Here is an 18,565-nt window from a genome sequence, read left to right as displayed (position 1 = left end):
TTCGGGGCTGAACATATCGGCGAAAACTGTTGAGAGAGATTCGACAGTTTACACAAAGTAGGCCGGGTGCTGATCGGACGGCTATGTCGGGAACGGGCAGTTACGAGGCTGTCGAGTGAATCAGCGACGGTTTCTACAAACGATCAGGGTCGCTGTGAGGGCGACACACTGAGGTTGGGCGTCAGCGTGGCGTCGGCGGTGTCCGCCGGCGAGAACGAGTTCCGGAACTGGCGCGCAATCGAAGTCCAGCAGGTGCGGTGCGGGACCGGGGCTATCGCGGACGGGCTAACCGCCTCGTCGGCTGACAGGCTCCGGCCAGGAGAGGCGCCACCCGGGGCTCGCTCCGTGGAGGGGTGAAGACGTTCCCGGACGGCGACGAACGCTACCTCACCAGGCCAGCGGGGAACGACGGGTCCAGGGAGTGCTCCACCGAGATCGTGTCGGACTCGGGCACGATGCAGGCCCGCACGTTTGCCACGAGCGAGCTAAAATATGTCGAGTTCAAAACGCCGAGCGACGTGGCCGAACTCGACTCCACGCGTTCCTGGGACCCCATCGAGGATAACGACTGGAGTTCCGAGTCGATGCCTCCGTCGACGGCCAACCGCTCCCGACTCGGCCTCCCTGCGCTCGCGAACACGACCCGGCGACGCGTCCGCAAAGCCGGTGCAGGACTCGGCGGGGCCGGCGTCTTCGACTGGTGATTCTCCGAGCAGCTTCCGCGTCCGCCTACCGTTGCGGAGACGTTCGATCGCGCGATTCTCACCCGCGTGTACCTTCCCAGAGTGGCCCTGCCCTGTGGCCACACACCTTCGCAGAGTACAAGGGGGCCCGCGGAGAAGACGGCCCTATGAAAGTAGCCGACGCCATGACACCGGGATCAGAGCTCGTAACCGTCTCACTCCCGGGTTCTCGCGACGATGTGCTCGAGTACCTCCAGGAGCGCAAGTTCTCATCGGTACCGGTGCTGGGGGAGGGTGGCGGGTACCGCGGTCTCGTCTCCCGCGATCACCTCATCGAACACCCCAACGAGGACGACCTCGCGCTGGTGATGCGCGAAGTATCGACGACCACGCCCGACGCGACGCTCGAGGAGGTCGCGGAGCTGATGCGGTCGACCGAGAGTCGCCGTATCCCGGTCGTCGAGGAGCAGAACGGGAAGTCGCTTGCTGGCATCATCACCATCACGGACATAGTTCGGACTATCGCGCGCGGGAACATCGAGGCCGACGTCGACGTCCGTGATCTCTGTCGCGACGACATCAACGCGACCTACGAGGGGACGCCGTTGCCCGTCGCCGAGCGGGAGATCGGCCTCGCGAACGTCCCGTACACCATCGTGCTCGACGACAAAGGGGAGATGTCCGGCATGCTGACCGAAGTCGACATCGTCGCCGTCGCGCGAGTCGTCGAGGGCGAGGAGGACGCCGGTGCCGCGATGGCCGGCGACGACGAGGACTGGAAGTGGGAGAGCATCCAGTCCGTCGGGAACCGCTACATCCCGACCCGGAACGTCGAGTTCCCCGTCGAGCCCGTCTCCACGTTCATGACCGAGAACGTCGTGACGATCTCCGGGCGCAAAACCGCACAGGACGCCGCGAAGCTGATGCTAAGCAACGACATCGAGCAGCTCCCGGTGCTCGGCGGCGGCGAGCTCGCCGGCGTCGTCCGGGATAGCCACCTGCTGGAGGCCGTCTGATGGGCACGCAGGTCGACGTCGTCGAACTCGCCAAACGCCGTGGGTTCTTCTTCGCGACCGCGGAGGCCTACGGCGGCGTCGCCGGGTTCTACACGTTCGGCCCCGGGGGCGCTGCGCTCAAGCGCAACGTCGAGAGCGCCTGGCGGGACCGGTTCGCGCTCCGTGAGGACAACGAGGAGATCGCGGCGCCGACGATCCTCCCCGAACCGGTGTTCGAGGCCTCAGGTCATCTGGATGGGTTCGACGACATGCTCGTCGAGTGTGCCGAGTGTGGCGAGTCCCACCGCGCGGACCACCTCGTCGAGGGCGCTACCGATCTGGAGGACGCGGAGGCGCTCGAACCGGATGAAATCGCCCAACTGGTCGCCGACCACGAGCTGCCCTGTCCGGCCTGTGGCGCCCAGCTCGCCGACCAGCCGGTCGAGGAGTTCAACCTCATGTTCGAGACGAGTATCGGCCCCGGGACGGGCCAGCCGGGCTATCTCCGCCCGGAGACCGCCCAGGGCATCTTCGTGGAGTTTCCGCGGCTAAAGGAGTACGCCCGCGGGAAGCTTCCCTTCGGCGTCACCCAGATCGGCCCGGCCTACCGGAACGAGATCTCCCCGCGGCGCGGCCTCATCCGCGTCCGAGAGCTGACACAGGCCGAACTGGAGCAGTTCATCGACCCGGAGGAGGACGAACCGCCGCTGGAGCGCGTCGCGGACGTGTCGATCCGGCTCTACCCCGCTGTGGAACAGGCCGAACCGGAGTCCGCCGAGGTGGGCTACGTCGAGACGACCGTCGCCGGGGCCGTCGACGACGATATCGTCTCCTCGGCGTGGATCGCCTACTACCTCGGCGTCACCCAGGAGTGGTACGAGCGCATCGGCATCGACACCGAGAAGTTCCGATTCCGGCAGCATCTCCCGGGCGAGCGCGCCCACTACGCCGTCGACTGCTGGGACGCCGAGGCACTCGTCGACACCGCGACCGGCACCGACTGGATCGAACTCGCCGGCATCTCCTCGCGGGGCGAGTACGACCTCTCGAAACACGCCGAGGCCAGCAACGAGAACTTCACCGTCTTCAGGCAGTACGACGAGCCCCGGACCGTCGAGCGGCCGACCGTCGACCCGGATATGGCGACGCTCGGCCCCGAGTTCGGCGGTGACGCCGGTGCCGTCGCGGAAGCACTGGAGACGCTCGCCGAGCGGAACCCCGACGCGTTCGAGGACGACGATGTGACCGTCGTCGTCGACAGCGAGGAGTACACCGTCGACACCGACGTCGCCGGCTTCGAAGTCGTGGAGGAGACGGAGGCGGGCGAGCATATCACCCCGCACGTCATCGAGCCCTCCTTCGGTGTAGACCGGACCGTCTACACGCTGCTGGACCACGCCCTCGAGACTGACCAGCTGGGCGGGGAGGAGCGCAACTACCTCTCGCTCGCACCGACGATGGCGCCGACCGACGTCGCCGTCTTCCCGCTGGTCAGCAACCACGAGCCGCTGGTCGAGACGGCCGGCGAGATCGTCTCTGCACTGCGCTCTGCCGGCTTCGACGCGACCCGCGACGATTCCGGCTCCATCGGCCGGCGCTACCGCCGGCAGGACGAAGTCGGGACACCGTTCTGTGTCACCGTCGACCGGGACGGCCTGGAGGACGACCCCCAGACGGTGACGCTCCGTGACCGGGACACCGGCGCGCAGGCCCGGCTCCCGACGAGCGAGCTCGCCGGCCAGCTCGATGCGCTGCGGGACGGCGACGCCGACTTCGAGGCGCTGCTCTCCCGATACGAGACAGTCGATACCGGCGAAACCGACGAATGAGCGAACTCGAGCGTCGCGCGGTCCACGCCTCGGGGGTCGGTATCCCCGTGCTCTACCTGCTGAGATTGGTGGAGTGGCGCGGCGTCCAGTTCCTGCTCGTTGCGCTGGCAGTGAGCGTGACGGCGCTCGAGTTCGTCCGCCTGGTGCTCGGCTACGAGTGGGAGCTGTTCGACAAGCTGGCACGTTCCTACGAGCGGGACAACCTCGCCGGCTACGCGCTCTACGCCTACTCACAGCTGTTCGTGGCGCTCGTGTTCGCCCCGAAGCTCGCGCTGCCCGCCATGTTGATGCTCATCATCGGTGACCCCGTCTCGGGCTATCTCGGCTCGAACGACGCCGGGACGGCCAAAGAGGTGGGGGTGCTCGGGGTGATGTTCCTGGTCTGTTTCGCCCTCGCAGTGCCGTTTCTCACCGCTGCCCTCCCGCTCCACATCGGGGTGGTGGCTGCGGCCGTGGGCGCCGCCGGTGCGACGCTTGCAGACGGCGTGAAGCCGGTCATCGCCGGCTACGTCATCGACGACAATCTCAGCATCCCGCCAGCCGCGGCGGTCGGCTTCGCGCTCGTGTTCGTCGTCGCCGGCCCGGGGCTGGACGCTGCGCTGGGTTTCTGAGGGGCGGTCGCGCTGAACGTGGAGCTGTGCCGACCCGAAACGGCCGACGTCGGCCCGGATCTCCAGTTGAAACGGAGGGGTGTGAATCCGTTTCCCTCTCCCGATTATGGATTCGAGAACTGGATATGGTGTGAATCTATCATAGTCCGGCGTCCCAACAGGGCCAGTCTGCCGCCGGGCGAGGGCCACTGGCCGAGGAGCATCGGACGAGGGGCGCCAAGGCGAGAGCTTTAGGCACGGCGGGGGCCAAACACGCCCGTGGCAGAGACGACCCGCCGGTTCTTCCCGTACGAGAGCCCCTATCCCAACCAGGGCGAGGCGATGGACCGCATCGCCGCCGCGCTGGGCGACGGCGACGACGTGCTGTTCGAGGGGGCGCCGGGGACCGGCAAGACGCTCTCGGCGCTGGTACCAGCGTTAGAGCACGCTCGTGAGGAGGACCGGACGGTCGTCATCACGACGAACGTCCACCAGCAGATGCGCCAGTTCGTCGAGGAGGCCCGCGCAATCAACGACGAGGAGCCGCTGCGGGCGGTAGTGTTCAAGGGGAAATCCTCGATGTGCCATATCGGGGTCGACTACCAGGAGTGCCAGACGCTGCGGGACACGACGCGCGAACTCGTCGAGAACGAGGCCGACAAACTGGAACTCGAACAGCGCCAGCGGGAGCTACTCGACGCCAGTCGCGAGGGCGACGCGACCGCTGCGGAGGCCCGCGAGGCGGTGATGGAGGAACTGGAGGAGGTTGAGGAGCGCATCGGCGACACGGCCGAGGCGAACGTCTGTGAGCATTACCGCAACAACCTGCTCGGGGACAACGACGAGTTCTACGAGTGGCTGTACGAGGGGGTTCGAACGCCCGAAGAGATCTACGCCTACGCCGAGCAGCGCGAGCTCTGTGGCTACGAACTGCTGAAGGAGGGGATGGAGGCCGTCGACCTGGTGGTCTGTAACTACCACCACCTGCTCGACCCGAACATCCGTGAGCAGTTCTTCCGCTGGCTCGACCGTGAGCCCGAGCGGGTAGTGACGGTGTTCGACGAGGCCCACAATATCGAGTCGGCTGCCCGCGATCACGCGAGTCGCAGCCTGACCGAGAACAGCCTCGAGAACGCGCTCCCGGAGCTGGAATCCGAGGACGACTCCAGAGCCGACGCCGCCGAGAACGTCATCGGCGCCTTCCGCGACGCGCTGGTCGAGAGCTACGAGGAGAGCTTCGCGTTCGGCGAGCGCGAACAGGTGGGCGAGGACTGGTACGACGTGCCCGTGTCCAACGAGAACGCCCGCGACGACTTGACGCTCGCGTTTCTCCAGAACTACGAGGGCCGGGGGATCCAGACGGAAATCGAACTCGCGGTCCAGTTGGGCGAGGCGATCGACGAGGAGTACGAGGAGGCCTATCGGGAGGGGGACGCCACCTCGAGAGCCGAGAGTTCGACGCTCGCAGCCGCACGGTTCCTCGCGACGTGGATGGAGGAGAACGCCGAGTTGGGGCAGCACCCGATGGTGTCGGTGCGCCGTGACGATGCGACGGACGAGCTCTACGGTCGCGCCGAACTCTACACCTGCATCCCGCGCCGCGTGACGAAGGACCTGTTCGACGACGTGTACGCCAGCGTCCTGATGTCCGCAACCCTGCGGCCGTTCGACGTGGCCGCAGACGTGCTGGGGCTGGAGGACCCGGTGACGATGGCCTACGGGTTGGCCTATCCAGCGGAGCGCCGCCGGACGTACTCCGCCGGGACGCCCGCCCTGTTCTCGAGCGACCGGGGTGACCCCGAGGTCCAACAGCGCGTCTCGGCTCTCGTCGAGGATCTCGTGGAGTTCACACCGGGGAACACGCTCCTGTACTTCCCTTCCTACGCCGAGGCAGAGCGCTACTACGAACGCGTCGGCGGCCAGACCGACGGGACCCTGTTCCTCGACGGCTCGGACGTGGAGACCGACCCCCTGCGCGAACGCTTCGTCGAGAGCGAGACGGCGGCGCTGTTCACCTCGCTCTGGGGAACGCTCGCCGAGGGCGTGAGCTTCGACGGCGACGACGCTCGGACTGTCGCCGTTATCGGCGTTCCCTACCCGCATCTCGACGACCGGCTGGAGGCTGTACAGGACGCCTACGACCGGGTGTACGGCAACCGGAACCGGGCGGGCTGGCGCTACGCTGTCGAGATCCCCACCATCCGCAAGACTCGGCAGGCGATGGGACGAGTGATCCGCTCACCGGACGATTTCGGCGTGCGCGTGCTCGCGGACAAGCGCTACACGCGGGAGGACATGGGTCGGTACTCGGTTCGGGATTCGTTCCCCGAAGAGGAGCGCGACGAGCTCATCGACATGGACCCGACGAAGCTGAAGTTCGGGATGCTGAACTTCTACACCGATATGGACGCCTACGAGGGCGACCCGCCACGGCCCTGACTGCAGGTCGCCGCAGAACCGTTTTGCCCCTGTAGCCCCTCCCATCGGTATGGCTTCCAGCCCACCGGGCCCCAAAGGGCTCCCGGTCGTCGGCAACAGCCGCGAGTACGCCAAGGACCCCTTCGCCTTCCTCACCGCCGTCGGCGAGGCGTACAACCGTATCGTCCGGTTCGACCTCGGCCCACTCGAGACGTACATGGTGACCGATCCCGTCGAAATCGAGCGGGTGCTGGTCAGCGAGGACGACCGCTACCACAAACTCGTGTTCGGCGACGCCATCGACGATCTGCTGGGTGATGGGCTGCTCCTGAGCGACGGGGAGCAGTGGCAGAATCAGCGCAATCTCGCGAATCCGGCCTTTACAGCGACCCGAATCCAGGGCATCGCGGATACGATGAGCCGTATCGCCGCCGAGCACGTCGCGGACTGGCAGGACGGGGACGAGGTGTCGATGGACCGGGAGCTCGCCAAACTCACGGTGAAAGTCATCGTGGCCGCGATGTTCGGCGTCGAGGCCGACGACGACACCGTCGAGACGGTCCAGGAGAACCTCGAACCGCTCGGCCAGCGCTTCGAGCCGGACCCGCGCCGGGTGCTCGTCCCCGAGTGGGCCCCCACCCAGGAGAACCGGGAGTTCGCTGCCGCCGTCGAGACCCTTGAAGGCGTTATCGACGACCTGCTCGAGCAGCGCCAGGGTACCATCGACGACGGCCCGACCGCGGTGAGCGAGGAGGGCGAAGCGCCGATGGATCTCGCCTCCATCCTGCTCCGGGCCCGCGAACGCGGCGAACAGCCCGAGTCCCAGCTTCGTGACGAGCTGATGACGATGTTGCTCGCGGGCCACGACACCACCGCGCTGGCGCTCAGCTACACGCTCTATCTGCTGAGCGAGAACCCGGAGGCGCGAGCGCGTCACCACGCCGAGATTGACGAAGTCGTCGGCGACGCGGCGCCGGATGCCAGGCATACGCGACAGCTCGGGTTCACCGACCGCGCGCTCTCGGAGTCGATGCGGCTCTACCCGCCGGTGTACGCCGTTTTCCGGGAGCCCCAGGTCGACGTAAAGCTCGGGGGGTACAGGGTGCCGGCCGAATCGGCTGTGATGCTCCCCCAATGGGTCGTTCACCGCTCTGAGCGGTGGTACGACGAGCCCGAGCAGTTCGACCCGGAGCGATGGGTGCCGGAGCGCCGGCGTGACCGGCCCCGGTTCGCCTACTTCCCGTTCGGTGGCGGTCCGCGCCACTGTATCGGGAAGCAGTTTGCTGATCTCGAGGCGAAACTCGTGCTTGCGGTTCTTGGTAAGCAGTTTTCGTTAGATTACGTCGGGCCGGAGTTGAAGCTCCGTGGGTCGTTGACGATGCATCCCCAGGAGCCGATGACGATGCGGGTGAATGAGCGATAATCGTCGGTGTTTGCGGTTCTGAGTAGGTTTTCGAGCGTCTGCTGGTTTTCTCGGGACGGTCGTTGTACGGTGAACGTCGCCGCGGAGTCCGCTTGAACTCCGGGTCCGCAGACGGCAACAGCACCGCCAACACGACCGCTGAGTTCCTCGGGACTCTGGGAGCTTCGGTCCCACGGTGCTCCCCGCTCGCTTCCCGTGGCCTCCCTCCGGCCGGCCACACACCCTCCCCACGCGTTCCCGCGAGCACGGCGGGACCGGAGGTCCCCCTTGGTGCCGGCGAAGCCGGCGTCAACACCGAGCGGACAGCAGCGAGAGCCGCAGGCGCTTACCCGCCTCGCCGACAGTTGGTGAGCGCGATGCGTCCACCGCAACCGCGGCGGCGGTGGCGCGAAGCGGGAGCGCCCTCGTGGCGCGACTCAGCGCGGGGGTTTGCTTCGGTTACGTCTGAGCGAACCAGCTGGGGAGGAACCGAGGTGGGGAAACTCCGACTCATCGGCGTGGAGGCAACCCACCTCGGAACGCGAACGGCGACAAAGGAGCCGCGAGCCCGTGTGGCCGCTGGGCAGAAGGCGGTGCAGACCACGTGTTCAAGCCTCGAGACGCTGTTAGCGGGTGCAGTCCCGGATACTGAAACCACACAAACCCAGAAACGATCGAAACGCAGAATCACCCACGCAATCGGAATCGATCAACCGCTTCTCGGTGTTCCTTGTCCCACGTAAACGCCCGCGTGGCCGTCCACTCGATCGGCTCGAACTCCACGTCAGTCAACCGCTCGGCATCCTCGACGCTCCCCCCACGGGCCAACGTGATGTGGGGCGTATACCCCTCACCCTCGTACCCCTCGACGACCTGGAACTCCTGACAGAGCCGCCGGTGAAGCTGGTGGATCCCCTCACTCTCGACGGTGAGATAGACGACCGGCGCACGTCCCGATGGCGGGTCGGCGAAGTAGTCGATCCCGTCGACGCGGACCGAAAACGGCCTCGTCTGGTCGAGAACCCGACGGAGCCGCTCGCGGACGCCGCCTGGACCCGTGCGCCACTCGTCGTTCTCGATTCGCTTGACGACCAGCGTGTGACGCTGACGGACTTTCTCGAAGGCGGTGAGTTTCGGGTGGAGTTCGTCCGCGAGGCGTTCGACATCCGGGGGGACCTGCAGATTCACGCTCGAGAGCCCTCCGGCTCCGGGCTGTAGGGAGGCAGTCGACAGCAGTGCATGCCTAACCTGGTCGGTCTGTGCTCAAAAGCGCGTCGGCGGTGGCGGCCGGCTCAGATGCGGTCGAGCAGCCAGAGCACCACCACGATGATGATGACCAGGCCGAGGAGATTCGGAACCAGCCCGAGCAGCCCGCCGAGGATGCCGAGGACCTCGCCGACAATCTCGAGGACGATCCACACGACGACAAGCAGGAGGACGAGCTTCAGCAAATCCTCCGCTTCGAGGGCACCACGTCGGTTCATACTCCGGACTGGGCCGGCATCGTTCAAAAGGGCTGTGGCTGTTTTCGGGGGGAACCCACACCCATGGCCGATCCGAGCACCGCGAGCTCCGGACGGTAACGCCTTTAGTTCAGGACGGTCCACGTTAGTTCGAATGAATCGCTCGGGCATCCTCCTCGTCGTTCTCGTGGTCGCTCTTGTGCTCTCCGGTGGGACGGGCGTGGCTGCCTCGGGCAACGAGCTTGGATCGCTCCAGAGCGGCGACGTCGAAACCGACACCGTGGTGCTGCAGGCGACCGTCGACGAGAACGGCGACGCGTCCTGGATCATCGACTACCGTATCGAACTCGACGACGAGAACACTACAGCCGCCTTCGAGAGCCTCCAGGAGGATATCCGGAACAACGCCAGTGACTACCGCGGCCAGTTCGCGACCCGAATGCGCTCGACCGTCGCCACCGCTGAGAACGCGACGGGGCGGGAGATGGCCGTCTCCAACGTCACAGTCACGACTCGGACCACGCTCGACGGCCAGTACGGTGTCGTCAGCTACAGTTTCAGCTGGGGAGAGTTCGCGGCGACGGAGGGTGGGCAGATTCTCGTCGGCGACGCGCTCGCGGGGATGTTCCTCGACGCGGATACGAAGCTCACCTTCCGCTGGCCCGCCGGCTACGAACTACAGCGGGTCGACCCCCCACCGGATAGCCGGGGCGATCGCTCGGTAACCTGGGGGGGGCCGATTGATTTCGGCACGGACGAACCACGGCTCGTCCTCGCCGAGCCCGGCATCCTCCCCTCGTGGGCGCCGTACGTCGCCGTGTTGCTGCTACTCGGACTCGCCGGTGGACTCTGGTACTACCGCCGGAGTGAGGCTGAACAGGTTGGCGAGCCAGGGTCGCCCGCCACGGACGCCAAGGACGCCAAGGCCGTACCCGGCGGCGAAACTGGCCCCGCAACGGAAGGCAGAGCGGGCGGCGATGCTGGAGCACCAGAGGCTGGCCCGGCGGCCGAGGGAGCGACTGCCGAACGTGAAAGTGAAGTCGGGACAGCAGCGGAGGGGGTCGGAAACGCTACCGGCACCGCCGGGGCCGAGACCCCGGAGGAGCTCCTGAGTCCCGAGGAGCGCGTGCTCGGGCTGCTTGACGAGCACGGGGGGCGCATGAAACAGAAGGTCGTCACCGAGGAGTTGGACTGGAGTGCCGCCCGTACGAGTCAGGTCGTCGGTGACCTTCGGGACGCGGGCAAGGTCGAGTCGTTCCGGCTGGGCCGCGAGAACGTGCTCAAGTTCCCCGAAGATGCGGATGACCCGGGGCGTTCACCGTGATCACCGGACAGTACTCTGTTAAACTCGGTTAACTGCGGTAAAGGCGGGTGGACTGAGTGGACGGTTTTTACCGTAGTACGGCATGTGTAACGCTATGAACCGAGTCCTCACCGTCGTCGTGATCGTCGCGTTCCTCGCCGGCAGCGTCCCCGCGGCCGCGACGCTCGCCGACGGGACGCCCTCGGACTCCGAGCCGGGCGCCGCCTTCTCTGGGATGGTCGGCGTCCAGGAGGCCGAGGTCACCAACGAGGTGGCTGACCGGTCGCTCACCAACCGGCTGAACGCAGCCGAGACGAACGGGTCCAGGGCCAGCGTCGTCGCCAGTGAAACCGAACAGCTTCAGGAGCGTCTGGCCGAGCTCGAATCCCAGAAGGAGCAGCTGAAACAGGCCTACGAGAACGGCAGCATCAGCAAGGGGGAGTATCAGGCTCGCCTCGCCGTCCTCGGGGCTGAGCTCCGCGCGCTGGAGCGCCAGGCCAACCGAACTGCGGGTGTTGCGGAGAAACTCCCCGAGAAAGCGCTCCGCGAGAGAGGCGCGAACGCCAGTGAGGTGCGCGAAATCGCCCAGCAGGCCAACAGAAGCGGCGGCGGTGAGGTCGCCGAGGCCGCGCGCACCATCGCCGGGAAGGGCGTCGGGAAGGGCCTCGGCAATGCGCCGAACGCCTCAGAACGCGGCCCACCCACCGACGTGGGCAACGGCGGCCCACCGGACACAGAGCGAACCACAACTGACCGGAAACCCACCGATTCGGGACCACCGAGTGATGCTGGGCCACCGAATGGCGCCGGGAACGACCCCGCCAACGCCAGCAACGGCACTGATCGTGGAAACGACGCTAACTCAAGCGCCATGGGTAGCGAGAGCACCGGACCGAACGCCAACGTGAACGGCACGGAACCTGGAAACGCCGACGGTGATGGCGTAAACAGCTCGACTGGGGCCACGAACGACAGTTCGGCCACGGAAGAAAACGGTAGCACGCCGACTGACGAGACAGCAACAGAGACCGACGACGGTCAGAGCCGCATCGGGTTCGGAACTTCGGCTGACTGGCGTTCCGGCGGCCTTTCGGTCGACGACACACCTTCGGGTCTCGAGGGCGCACTCGCGGATGCAAAGCGCACGACGGTGCCGGGGACAACGCTTGGTTAAGCACTGCAGCCGGAGTGAACCCGCAGTGAAGCCAGAGTAAAGCCGGAGTCGGTGGGGGCCGGAATCGTGCTATTCTCCGATATGTGTGAGGCTATGGGTCAGAACTCCGGATCGGGCTCCGGCACGACACCCTCCTCGTCGCCGTCGAGGTCGAACTCCTGGCGGAGTTCCCGAATCCGGTCACGGATGTCCGCCGCGAGTTCGAACTCCAGATTGTCCGCGGCGGCCTCCATACGGTCCTCGAGCAGGTCGATTTTCCGCGCCGCGTCGTCGGCATCACTGACGTCGTCGACGCTGGCATCAGCGGTGTCGGTCTTGCTGCCGGGGAGGTTCGTCTCACCGACAGGCTTCTCGATGGTCCGTGGCTCGAAGCCGTTGTCTCGGTTGTAGCGCTGCTGAATCGCCCGGCGGCGGCGGGTCTCTTCGATGGCATCTGTCATCGCGTCAGTGCGCTTGTCTGCGTATAGCACGACCTCGCCGTTGACGTTTCGGGCCGCTCGTCCCATCGTCTGGACAAGCGTGGTCGTCGAGCGCAGGAACCCTTCCTGGTCTGCGTCAAGGATGGCAACGAGGCTCACCTCGGGGATGTCCAGCCCCTCTCGGAGGAGGTTGATACCGACGAGCACGTCGATCTCGCCGAGTCGGAGGGAGCGGATGATCTCGTGGCGCTCCAGTGTGTCCGTCTCGTCGTGCATGTACGAGACGTCCACGCCGGCCTCTTCGAGATACTCGGTAAGGTCCTCGGCCATCCGCTTGGTGAGCGTGGTGACGAGCGTGCGCTCGTCGTTCTCGATGCGCTCGTTGATACGGGCCATCAGGTCCTCGATCTGGCCCTCAGCGCTGGTCATTTCGATAGCGGGGTCGACAAGGTGGGTTGGCCGGACGATCTGTTCGACGATCTGGTCGCTCTGCTCGCGCTCGTAATCGGCTGGCGTAGCTGAGACGTAGAGTGTCCGATCGGTTTTCTGCTGGAACTCCTCGAAGGTGAGCGGACGGTTGTCGTACGCGGTCGGGAGCCGGAACCCGTTTTTCACCAGCGAGTCCTTGCGTGATTTGTCGCCCGCGAACTGGCCCTTGATCTGCGGGAGCGTCTGGTGGGACTCGTCGACGACGGTGAGGAACTCGTCCGGAAAGTAATCCAGAAGCGTGTAGGGCGCCTCGCCGACCTCGCGGTCCGAGAGGTGGAGGGAGTAGTTCTCGATGCCCGAGCAGTAGCCCGTCTCCTGGAGCATCTCCAGGTCGAAGGTGGTACGCTCCTCGATACGCTGGGCGGCGACGAGGTCGCCCTGGCGCTCGAAGTGGCGCACGCGTTCGTGCATCAGCTGCTCGATTTCCGCCATCGCGTTCTCCAGGCGCTCCTCCGGGATGGAGTAGTGCTCTGCCGGGTGGACGAGCACCGCCGGCTCCTGGCTCACCACCGCACCCTCCAGCGGGTCGATCTTCTGCATCCGGTCGATTTCATCACCCCAGAACTCCAGGCGGACAGCGTAACGGCCGTACATCGGGAAGATCTCGACGGTGTCGCCGCGGACCCGGAACGTCCCCTGGGTGAAATCCACGTCGTTGCGCTCGTAGTTCAGGTCGACCAGTTGAGCGAGCAGTTCGTCGCGGCCGATCTCCTGGCCCTGTTCAAGGCGCAGCGACATATCGACGTAGTTACGCGGGTCCCCCAGCCCGTAGATGGCTGAGACGGAGGCGACGATGATGACGTCCTCCCGAGTCAGCAGCGACCGGGTGGCAGAGTGGCGCAGTCGGTCGATCTCGTCGTTGATCGAGGCGTCCTTGTCGATGAACGTGTCCGTCTGCTCGACGTACGCCTCGGGCTGGTAGTAGTCGTAGTAGGAGACGAAATACTCGACGGCGTTGTCGGGAAACAGCTCGCGGAACTCCTCGTAAAGCTGAGCTGCGAGCGTCTTGTTGTGGGCGATGACGAGGGTGGGTTGCTGGATCTCCTCGATCGTCCAGGAGACGGTGTTGGTTTTCCCCGACCCCGTCACCCCGAGCAGCGTCTGGGTATCCATTCCCTCACGGAACCCCTGGGAAAGCTGCTCGATGGCTTCGGGCTGGTCACCCGCTGGATCGAAGGGGGCGTCGACGCGGAAGGGGCGCTCTGCGTCCGGCCGGTCAGGCGAAAGAGGGCCGCTCTCGGAGTCACTCATTGTCAGTTGAACGGGCTGGTGAAACTTGAGGGGCCCGGTCAGGAGGGTACTGAAGTTCGGGTTGGCGAACGGGGATGAACCCGGACGGGTCCCGTGGGACATGCTGATTGCGGGAACCGACGACTGCGTTTTCGGCGCTGTTGGTTCGGGCACTGAGTCACGAAACCGATCCCCCCGAATCGTTTTACCGACTCAGTCCTCAGGTTACCGTATGACCCGTGAGCAGCTCCGAACGGCGAGCGAAGAGCTCAGAATGGCGAGCGAAGGCGCCGTTGACCCGGATATCGAGCGCCGACTCCACGACCAGTCGGATCAGTTCGCGACCCTGGCGACCGCTGACCACGGACCGGATCACGGTCGGCTGGCACGGCACCTGAACGCGCTGAAAGAGATTCGGGAGGAAGCCAGCGAAGAGGTCACCGAACAGATCGAGGCAGCCGAAGCAGCGATCACCGCGTACCGCGAAACCGTCGAAGGCGTCTGAGCCCGGCCGGGCGCCGGTAGCGCCGGCCAGGCCGGTGGTATTGCGGGTTTCGTCTCCTGGTGAACCCCCTTGTTTCGTCTGGAGTAGTTGATACGTTGAGGGCTGTCAGCAGACGTTTTTCGGCTCGACCCCCATCGCTTCCAACGTCTCGACGTACCAGTCGTAGGCGCTCTCGACGACGTCCGAGGCGGCTTCGTGGGCGGCCGTCGACTCAGCACCGTGGGAAACGCGTGTCTCGAGCTGCTCGGCTGCATCGTCGCGGGAGGTCTGCAGTTGGTCCCGGATCTCGCGGAACTCCTGTGCGCCCGCGCGGTCAGCGTCGCCGACGAAGTAGCCGACGAGCTGTTCGGAGAGCTTCCCGACGACGAGCAGCGCCGCCGCCAGTCCTGCGATGCGGGCGGGTTCCTCGTCCAGGCCTTCCAGCGCCTCCGCAGTGATATTGGTGACCTCCGTGTCCTGCGGTGGTGCTGAGGCTTCGTCGAGCGTGTTCGCAGTATCAGCCGTGAACGTCGCAACCTCGCTAAACAGCGTCGCTACGTCACCATCGGCCGCTTCGGCCCATTCTTCGAGTACGGACGCAACGGTGTGGAGTTCTCGGGCGGTTCCGTCCCGGACCGCCTCACCATCCATCTCGCCGCCGGTGAGGGCATAGACGGCCTTCGAGGAGCCGAGCCGGGAAAGTTCGGTTTCGTGTTCGTCTCGCAGGTCGTCGAGGAACGTCTGACCGTCCATACTACCACGTAGGACAGTGGGGGCTTGTAGGCGTCGACGAAGAGGCCGCCGGTACTGGACAACCGGCGTCGACGAAGAGGCCGCCGGTACTGGACAACCGGCGTCGACGAAGAGGCCGCCGGAACGGCTTACTCCCCGCTGCCGGTTTCGACGGGGGCACCGACGAGGTTCCCCCACTCGGTCCACGAGCCGTCGTAGTTGACCGTCGACTCGTAGCCGAGCAGTTCGTGGAGCGCGAACCAGGCGATGGAGGAGCGCTCGCCGATGCGGCAGTAGGCGACGACTGACTCGTCGCCGTCGATCCCTTTCTCGGCGTAGAGCTCGCGCAGTTCGTCGCCGGATTTGAACGTGCCGTCGTCGTTCACCGTCGCGGCCCACGAGATGTTCTCGGCACCCGGGATGTGGCCGCCGCGCTGGGCCGTCTCGTTGAGCCCCGGTGGTGCGAGCACCTCGCCGGAGAACTCCTCGGGCGAGCGGACGTCGACCAGCGGAACACCGCGATCGATGGCGTTCTCCACGTCCTCTCGGTATGCCCGGATGTCCTCGAACGGCCCACGCGGGGTGTACTCCTCTTCGGGGTACTCCGGGACCTCCGTCGTCGTCGGGTAGTCGTTCTCGAGCCAGAAGTCACGACCGCCGTCGAGCAGGCGGACGTCCTCGTGGCCGTAGTACTTGAACTGCCAGTAGCTGTAGGCGGCGAACCAGTTCGAGTTGTCGCCGTAGAGCACGACAGTCGAGTCGTTGCTGATGCCGTGAGAGCCAAGCAGATCGGCGAAGTCCTCCTTGCTCAGGATATCCCGCGTGGTCTGGTCCTGCAGTTGGGTCTCCCAGTTGAAGCCGATAGCGCCGGGGGCGTGCTCCTGATCGTACGCCTCGGTGTCGACACTGACCTCAACGAGCCGAAACGCCGGGTCATCGCTCTTGAACGCTTCGAGGTTGTTCTCGACCCAGTCCGCGGAAACGAGCGCGTTGGTCGCGTAGCCGGGGTTCTCTGGTATCGTCATGTTCGTAGATCAGTAGGGGTGGAAAATACTTAAACGGCGACCCACCGGAACGTCTCGCCGGCCTCTCTGACGCCGGTGACGGTGCAGTTCTGGCCAACCGGTTTCGAGTCGGAGTGCCGACTGCACTGCCGCAGTCCGGGTGGCTAAGTCGACGGAGTCCCTTCTCGGAACTGATGGATGCTTTCGTCTCCGCGGAGTGGGTCACAGACCGCGAGAACATCGCTATCGTCGACGTTCGCGACGCGTGGGAGTACGACAGTATCGGCCACCTGCCGGGCGCGGTGAACATCCCGTTCGACCGCTTTCGCTCCGACGAAGGGGAAGCTGGGAAACTGCCGCCCCGTGAGGACTGGGAGGAGCTACTCGGTTCCGCCGGGATCGACGCCGGGACCGAAATCGTCGCTTACGACGACACTCAGGGCGTGTTCGCCGCCCGGTTCATCGTGACGGCACTGCTGCTCGGCCACGATGAGGAACGGCTTCACCTCCTCGACGGCGACTTCAGCGCCTGGCAGCGGAGCCGTCCCACGCCGACCGAGACGCAGAACCCCGGGGCAACCGAGTACGAGAGCGACCCGGATACGGACACGCCGCTGGTGGATTTCGAGACCGTCCGGAAGCTGCTCCCTGCAGTTGAAGCGGGGGATGTGACACTGGTCGACACACGTGAAGAGTGGGAGTTCGCGGAGGGCCACCTGCCGGGCGCAGTCCAGTTGGACTGGCGAGAACTCGTCGACGAGCAGGGGCGTGGCCTCCGGCCCGAACCGGAGCTACGTGACCTTCTCACGGACCGTGGTATCACCCAGAACCACCGGACGCTGCTCTACTGTAACACGGCACGCCGGGTGAGTCACACGTACCTCGTTCTCCGGGAACTCGGCTACGAGGACGTCGCACTCTACGAAGGGAGCCTCACCGAGTGGACTGACCGCGGCGGCGAACTCGTCGAAGGAACACCAAGAGACCGCTGAGCTCCGAAGCTGTCGCGCTACCCCTCCGTTTCCGGTCCAGCCGGGGGTGTCTCAGCGACAATCGGTCCCTCTTCTTCGTGCTGTGCCGAGAGCTGCGACACCGTTTCGATGAGCAGGGCAACGACCAGCGGGCCGACAACGAAGCCGATGGGGCCGAGCGTGAGCACGCCGCCGACGAAGCCGACGAAGTAGGGCGTCGTCGGGAGATGGGCTACCCCCGCGAATCGCGGCCGGAGCACCGCATCGGGGAGGAAGCCGATGACGAACAGTCCGATGATGAGCACCAGCGCCGCACGCGCCGTGTTCCCGGCGATGACGTCGAGCCCTGCAAGGCCCATGACGACGACGCTTGGTCCGACGACCGGGATGAACTGGAGGAGCCCGGCCAGGACGGCGAGCGTGAATGCAGCATCGTAGCCCAGCAGCGCGAACACGATGTATGCGACGGCACCAGTCCCGAGCGCTGTCGCCGCCTGCACGAGGTAGATACCGAATAGCGTCTGGTGGATGCATTCGTGATAGCGAAGCAGCACGTCGTGGCTGTCTTCGGGCACGAGTCCGAAGCTCACGACCCGCACCGTTCCGGGTTTTAACAGCAGTCCGTAGACCACGACGGCGAACAGCAGCGCTTGGAGCGAGATGACCGCGGTGGCGCTGGCCGTCGACAGCGCCACGTCCCGGAGGGAGCTCTGGGCCGACGCCAGTAGCGGCGCCGTCTCCACGGTGTCGGAGAACCCCCACAACGTGATCGGAATCTCCGCCGGGAGTGACCTGAAGAGTTCGAACAGCGACTCGCGGCGTCGGTAGAGTACGTATGCTGGGGGCACCACGATCGCAACTACACTGAGCGTCGCGACGGTCGTCACCGCGGCGGTCGCGAGCCGCTCGGAGTAGCCGCGGTCCACGAACATGCGTCGAGCCGGGAGTAGAGCGTACGCAACCGTAATCGCAAACACCAGGGTGTAGAGGACCTCCGCAAGCACGAACGCCGAGAGCAGCACGAGCGCGATCAACGTGAGCACGAGTAGCCGGTTGCGATCGAGCCAGCGGTGGCGAGGCATGCCCCGTTCCGGGAACGCAGAGGTGAAAACCGTTCCCCCGGAGCGGGGAGGGCGTCGGATTACGGCCTGCACGCCGCGTCGAGCACTGCCTGCTCAGGCGTCGAACCGCTCGCGGAACGCTCGCGTATCGCTCTCCCGTGCTCGTCAGTAGCGGCGGAGCTCGGAGGTCATCGTTGTCGCCTCAGATTTGGGCCGGTGTCCCGAGCCGGCCGCCCCTATCGTCGGAGTTAACGCCACTCCTCATAGTGATTACTGCGAATCGGTTCATCGACGGTGTCGAGAGCCGCCGGTTCAGGG

General features: G+C 65.7%; 16 protein-coding genes. 10 read left to right on the top strand and 6 right to left on the bottom strand.

From position 1 onward, the window contains the following. Positions 1-353: 353 nt before the first annotated feature. The 6 genes from V5A38_RS07210 to V5A38_RS07185 all read left to right on the top strand — a co-directional run bounded on the left by V5A38_RS07210 (position 354) and on the right by V5A38_RS07185 (position 7,938). The gene (locus V5A38_RS07210) at positions 354-704 is read left to right on the top strand and encodes a hypothetical protein (RefSeq protein WP_332325080.1); all 351 of its coding nucleotides are present in this window, start codon (positions 354-356) and stop codon (positions 702-704) included. A gap of 146 nt (positions 705-850) precedes the next feature. Further along, positions 851-1,699: a CBS domain-containing protein gene (locus V5A38_RS07205; RefSeq protein WP_332325079.1), complete on the top strand. Its 849-nt coding sequence runs from the start codon at positions 851-853 to the stop codon at positions 1,697-1,699. Continuing rightward, complete coding sequence (gene glyS, locus V5A38_RS07200; RefSeq protein ID WP_332325078.1) at positions 1,699-3,507, top strand: glycine--tRNA ligase; 1,809 nt, start codon at positions 1,699-1,701, stop codon at positions 3,505-3,507. The genes V5A38_RS07205 and glyS overlap by 1 nt, the downstream gene beginning before the upstream one ends. Next, entirely contained in the window at positions 3,504-4,118 is a 615-nt protein-coding gene (locus V5A38_RS07195; protein WP_332325077.1) for a dolichol kinase, read from the top strand. The genes glyS and V5A38_RS07195 overlap by 4 nt, the downstream gene beginning before the upstream one ends. Before the next feature lie 258 nt (positions 4,119-4,376). After that, complete coding sequence (locus V5A38_RS07190) at positions 4,377-6,536, top strand: ATP-dependent DNA helicase (RefSeq protein WP_332325076.1); 2,160 nt, start codon at positions 4,377-4,379, stop codon at positions 6,534-6,536. 49 nt (positions 6,537-6,585) lie between these two features. Beyond that, the gene (locus V5A38_RS07185; protein ID WP_332325075.1) at positions 6,586-7,938 is read left to right on the top strand and encodes a cytochrome P450; all 1,353 of its coding nucleotides are present in this window, start codon (positions 6,586-6,588) and stop codon (positions 7,936-7,938) included. 666 nt (positions 7,939-8,604) lie between these two features. On the opposite strand, the gene V5A38_RS07180 is transcribed toward V5A38_RS07185, so the two are convergent. Next, a complete protein-coding gene (locus V5A38_RS07180) occupies positions 8,605-9,105 on the bottom strand; it encodes a 2'-5' RNA ligase family protein (protein WP_332325074.1) in 501 nt (166 codons plus the stop codon). 104 nt (positions 9,106-9,209) lie between these two features. Beyond that, positions 9,210-9,401 carry a hypothetical protein gene (locus V5A38_RS07175; protein ID WP_332325073.1) on the bottom strand — a complete coding sequence of 64 codons (192 nt, stop codon included), beginning with the start codon at positions 9,399-9,401 and terminating at the stop codon, positions 9,210-9,212. 133 nt (positions 9,402-9,534) lie between these two features. Between V5A38_RS07175 and V5A38_RS07170 the strand changes: the two genes are divergently transcribed. Then, positions 9,535-10,704: a hypothetical protein gene (locus tag V5A38_RS07170; RefSeq protein WP_332325072.1), complete on the top strand. Its 1,170-nt coding sequence runs from the start codon at positions 9,535-9,537 to the stop codon at positions 10,702-10,704. Between the two features lie 94 nt (positions 10,705-10,798). Then, entirely contained in the window at positions 10,799-11,857 is a 1,059-nt protein-coding gene (locus tag V5A38_RS07165; protein WP_332325071.1) for a hypothetical protein, read from the top strand. 98 nt (positions 11,858-11,955) lie between these two features. Here the strand turns inward: V5A38_RS07165 and uvrB are convergent, their stop codons facing one another. Continuing rightward, positions 11,956-14,016, bottom strand: coding sequence for an excinuclease ABC subunit UvrB (gene uvrB, locus V5A38_RS07160; protein ID WP_332325070.1), 2,061 nt, complete (start codon positions 14,014-14,016; stop codon positions 11,956-11,958). A 211-nt stretch (positions 14,017-14,227) separates the two neighbouring features. Here uvrB and V5A38_RS07155 point away from each other — a divergent pair, with 211 nt between their 5' ends. Next, positions 14,228-14,500: a hypothetical protein gene (locus V5A38_RS07155; RefSeq protein WP_332325069.1), complete on the top strand. Its 273-nt coding sequence runs from the start codon at positions 14,228-14,230 to the stop codon at positions 14,498-14,500. 105 nt (positions 14,501-14,605) lie between these two features. Here V5A38_RS07155 and V5A38_RS07150 read toward each other — a convergent pair whose 3' ends face one another. Both V5A38_RS07150 and V5A38_RS07145 read right to left on the bottom strand, forming a co-directional pair. Continuing rightward, positions 14,606-15,232, bottom strand: a complete 627-nt coding sequence (locus V5A38_RS07150; protein ID WP_332325068.1) for a transcription antitermination protein — start codon at positions 15,230-15,232, stop codon at positions 14,606-14,608. A gap of 128 nt (positions 15,233-15,360) precedes the next feature. Beyond that, the gene (locus V5A38_RS07145; protein ID WP_332325067.1) at positions 15,361-16,236 is read right to left on the bottom strand and encodes a sulfurtransferase; all 876 of its coding nucleotides are present in this window, start codon (positions 16,234-16,236) and stop codon (positions 15,361-15,363) included. 173 nt (positions 16,237-16,409) lie between these two features. On the opposite strand from V5A38_RS07145, the gene V5A38_RS07140 reads away from it, so the two are divergent. Then, positions 16,410-17,207, top strand: coding sequence for a sulfurtransferase (locus tag V5A38_RS07140; RefSeq protein ID WP_332325066.1), 798 nt, complete (start codon positions 16,410-16,412; stop codon positions 17,205-17,207). A 17-nt stretch (positions 17,208-17,224) separates the two neighbouring features. Here V5A38_RS07140 and V5A38_RS07135 read toward each other — a convergent pair whose 3' ends face one another. Continuing rightward, on the bottom strand, positions 17,225-18,268 hold the full coding sequence (locus V5A38_RS07135; RefSeq protein ID WP_332325065.1) for an AI-2E family transporter: 1,044 nt from the start codon (positions 18,266-18,268) through the stop codon (positions 17,225-17,227). Positions 18,269-18,565 lie beyond the last annotated feature (297 nt).

The sequence above is a fragment of the Halolamina sp. genome (genome assembly GCF_036626355.1).
GTDB lineage: Archaea > Halobacteriota > Halobacteria > Halobacteriales > Haloferacaceae > Halolamina.
The sequence above is the reverse complement of the archived record's forward strand: the minus strand, read 5'-3'. Positions and strand labels throughout refer to the sequence as shown.

Excerpts from the sequence above, each read along its gene's own strand:
- V5A38_RS07155 (WP_332325069.1), top strand. The coding sequence starts at position 14,228 with ATGACCCGTGAGCAGCTCCGAACGGCGAGCGAAGAGCTCAGAATGGCG.
- V5A38_RS07145 (WP_332325067.1), bottom strand. The coding sequence starts at position 16,236 with ATGACGATACCAGAGAACCCCGGCTACGCGACCAACGCGCTCGTTTCC.
- V5A38_RS07195 (WP_332325077.1), top strand. The coding sequence starts at position 3,504 with ATGAGCGAACTCGAGCGTCGCGCGGTCCACGCCTCGGGGGTCGGTATC.
- V5A38_RS07150 (WP_332325068.1), bottom strand. The coding sequence starts at position 15,232 with ATGGACGGTCAGACGTTCCTCGACGACCTGCGAGACGAACACGAAACC.
- V5A38_RS07170 (WP_332325072.1), top strand. The coding sequence starts at position 9,535 with ATGAATCGCTCGGGCATCCTCCTCGTCGTTCTCGTGGTCGCTCTTGTG.
- V5A38_RS07140 (WP_332325066.1), top strand. The coding sequence starts at position 16,410 with ATGGATGCTTTCGTCTCCGCGGAGTGGGTCACAGACCGCGAGAACATC.
- V5A38_RS07135 (WP_332325065.1), bottom strand. The coding sequence starts at position 18,268 with ATGCCTCGCCACCGCTGGCTCGATCGCAACCGGCTACTCGTGCTCACG.
- uvrB (WP_332325070.1), bottom strand. The coding sequence starts at position 14,016 with ATGAGTGACTCCGAGAGCGGCCCTCTTTCGCCTGACCGGCCGGACGCA.
- V5A38_RS07205 (WP_332325079.1), top strand. The coding sequence starts at position 851 with ATGAAAGTAGCCGACGCCATGACACCGGGATCAGAGCTCGTAACCGTC.
- V5A38_RS07185 (WP_332325075.1), top strand. The coding sequence starts at position 6,586 with ATGGCTTCCAGCCCACCGGGCCCCAAAGGGCTCCCGGTCGTCGGCAAC.
- V5A38_RS07165 (WP_332325071.1), top strand. The coding sequence starts at position 10,799 with ATGAACCGAGTCCTCACCGTCGTCGTGATCGTCGCGTTCCTCGCCGGC.
- glyS (WP_332325078.1), top strand. The coding sequence starts at position 1,699 with ATGGGCACGCAGGTCGACGTCGTCGAACTCGCCAAACGCCGTGGGTTC.
- V5A38_RS07175 (WP_332325073.1), bottom strand. The coding sequence starts at position 9,401 with ATGAACCGACGTGGTGCCCTCGAAGCGGAGGATTTGCTGAAGCTCGTC.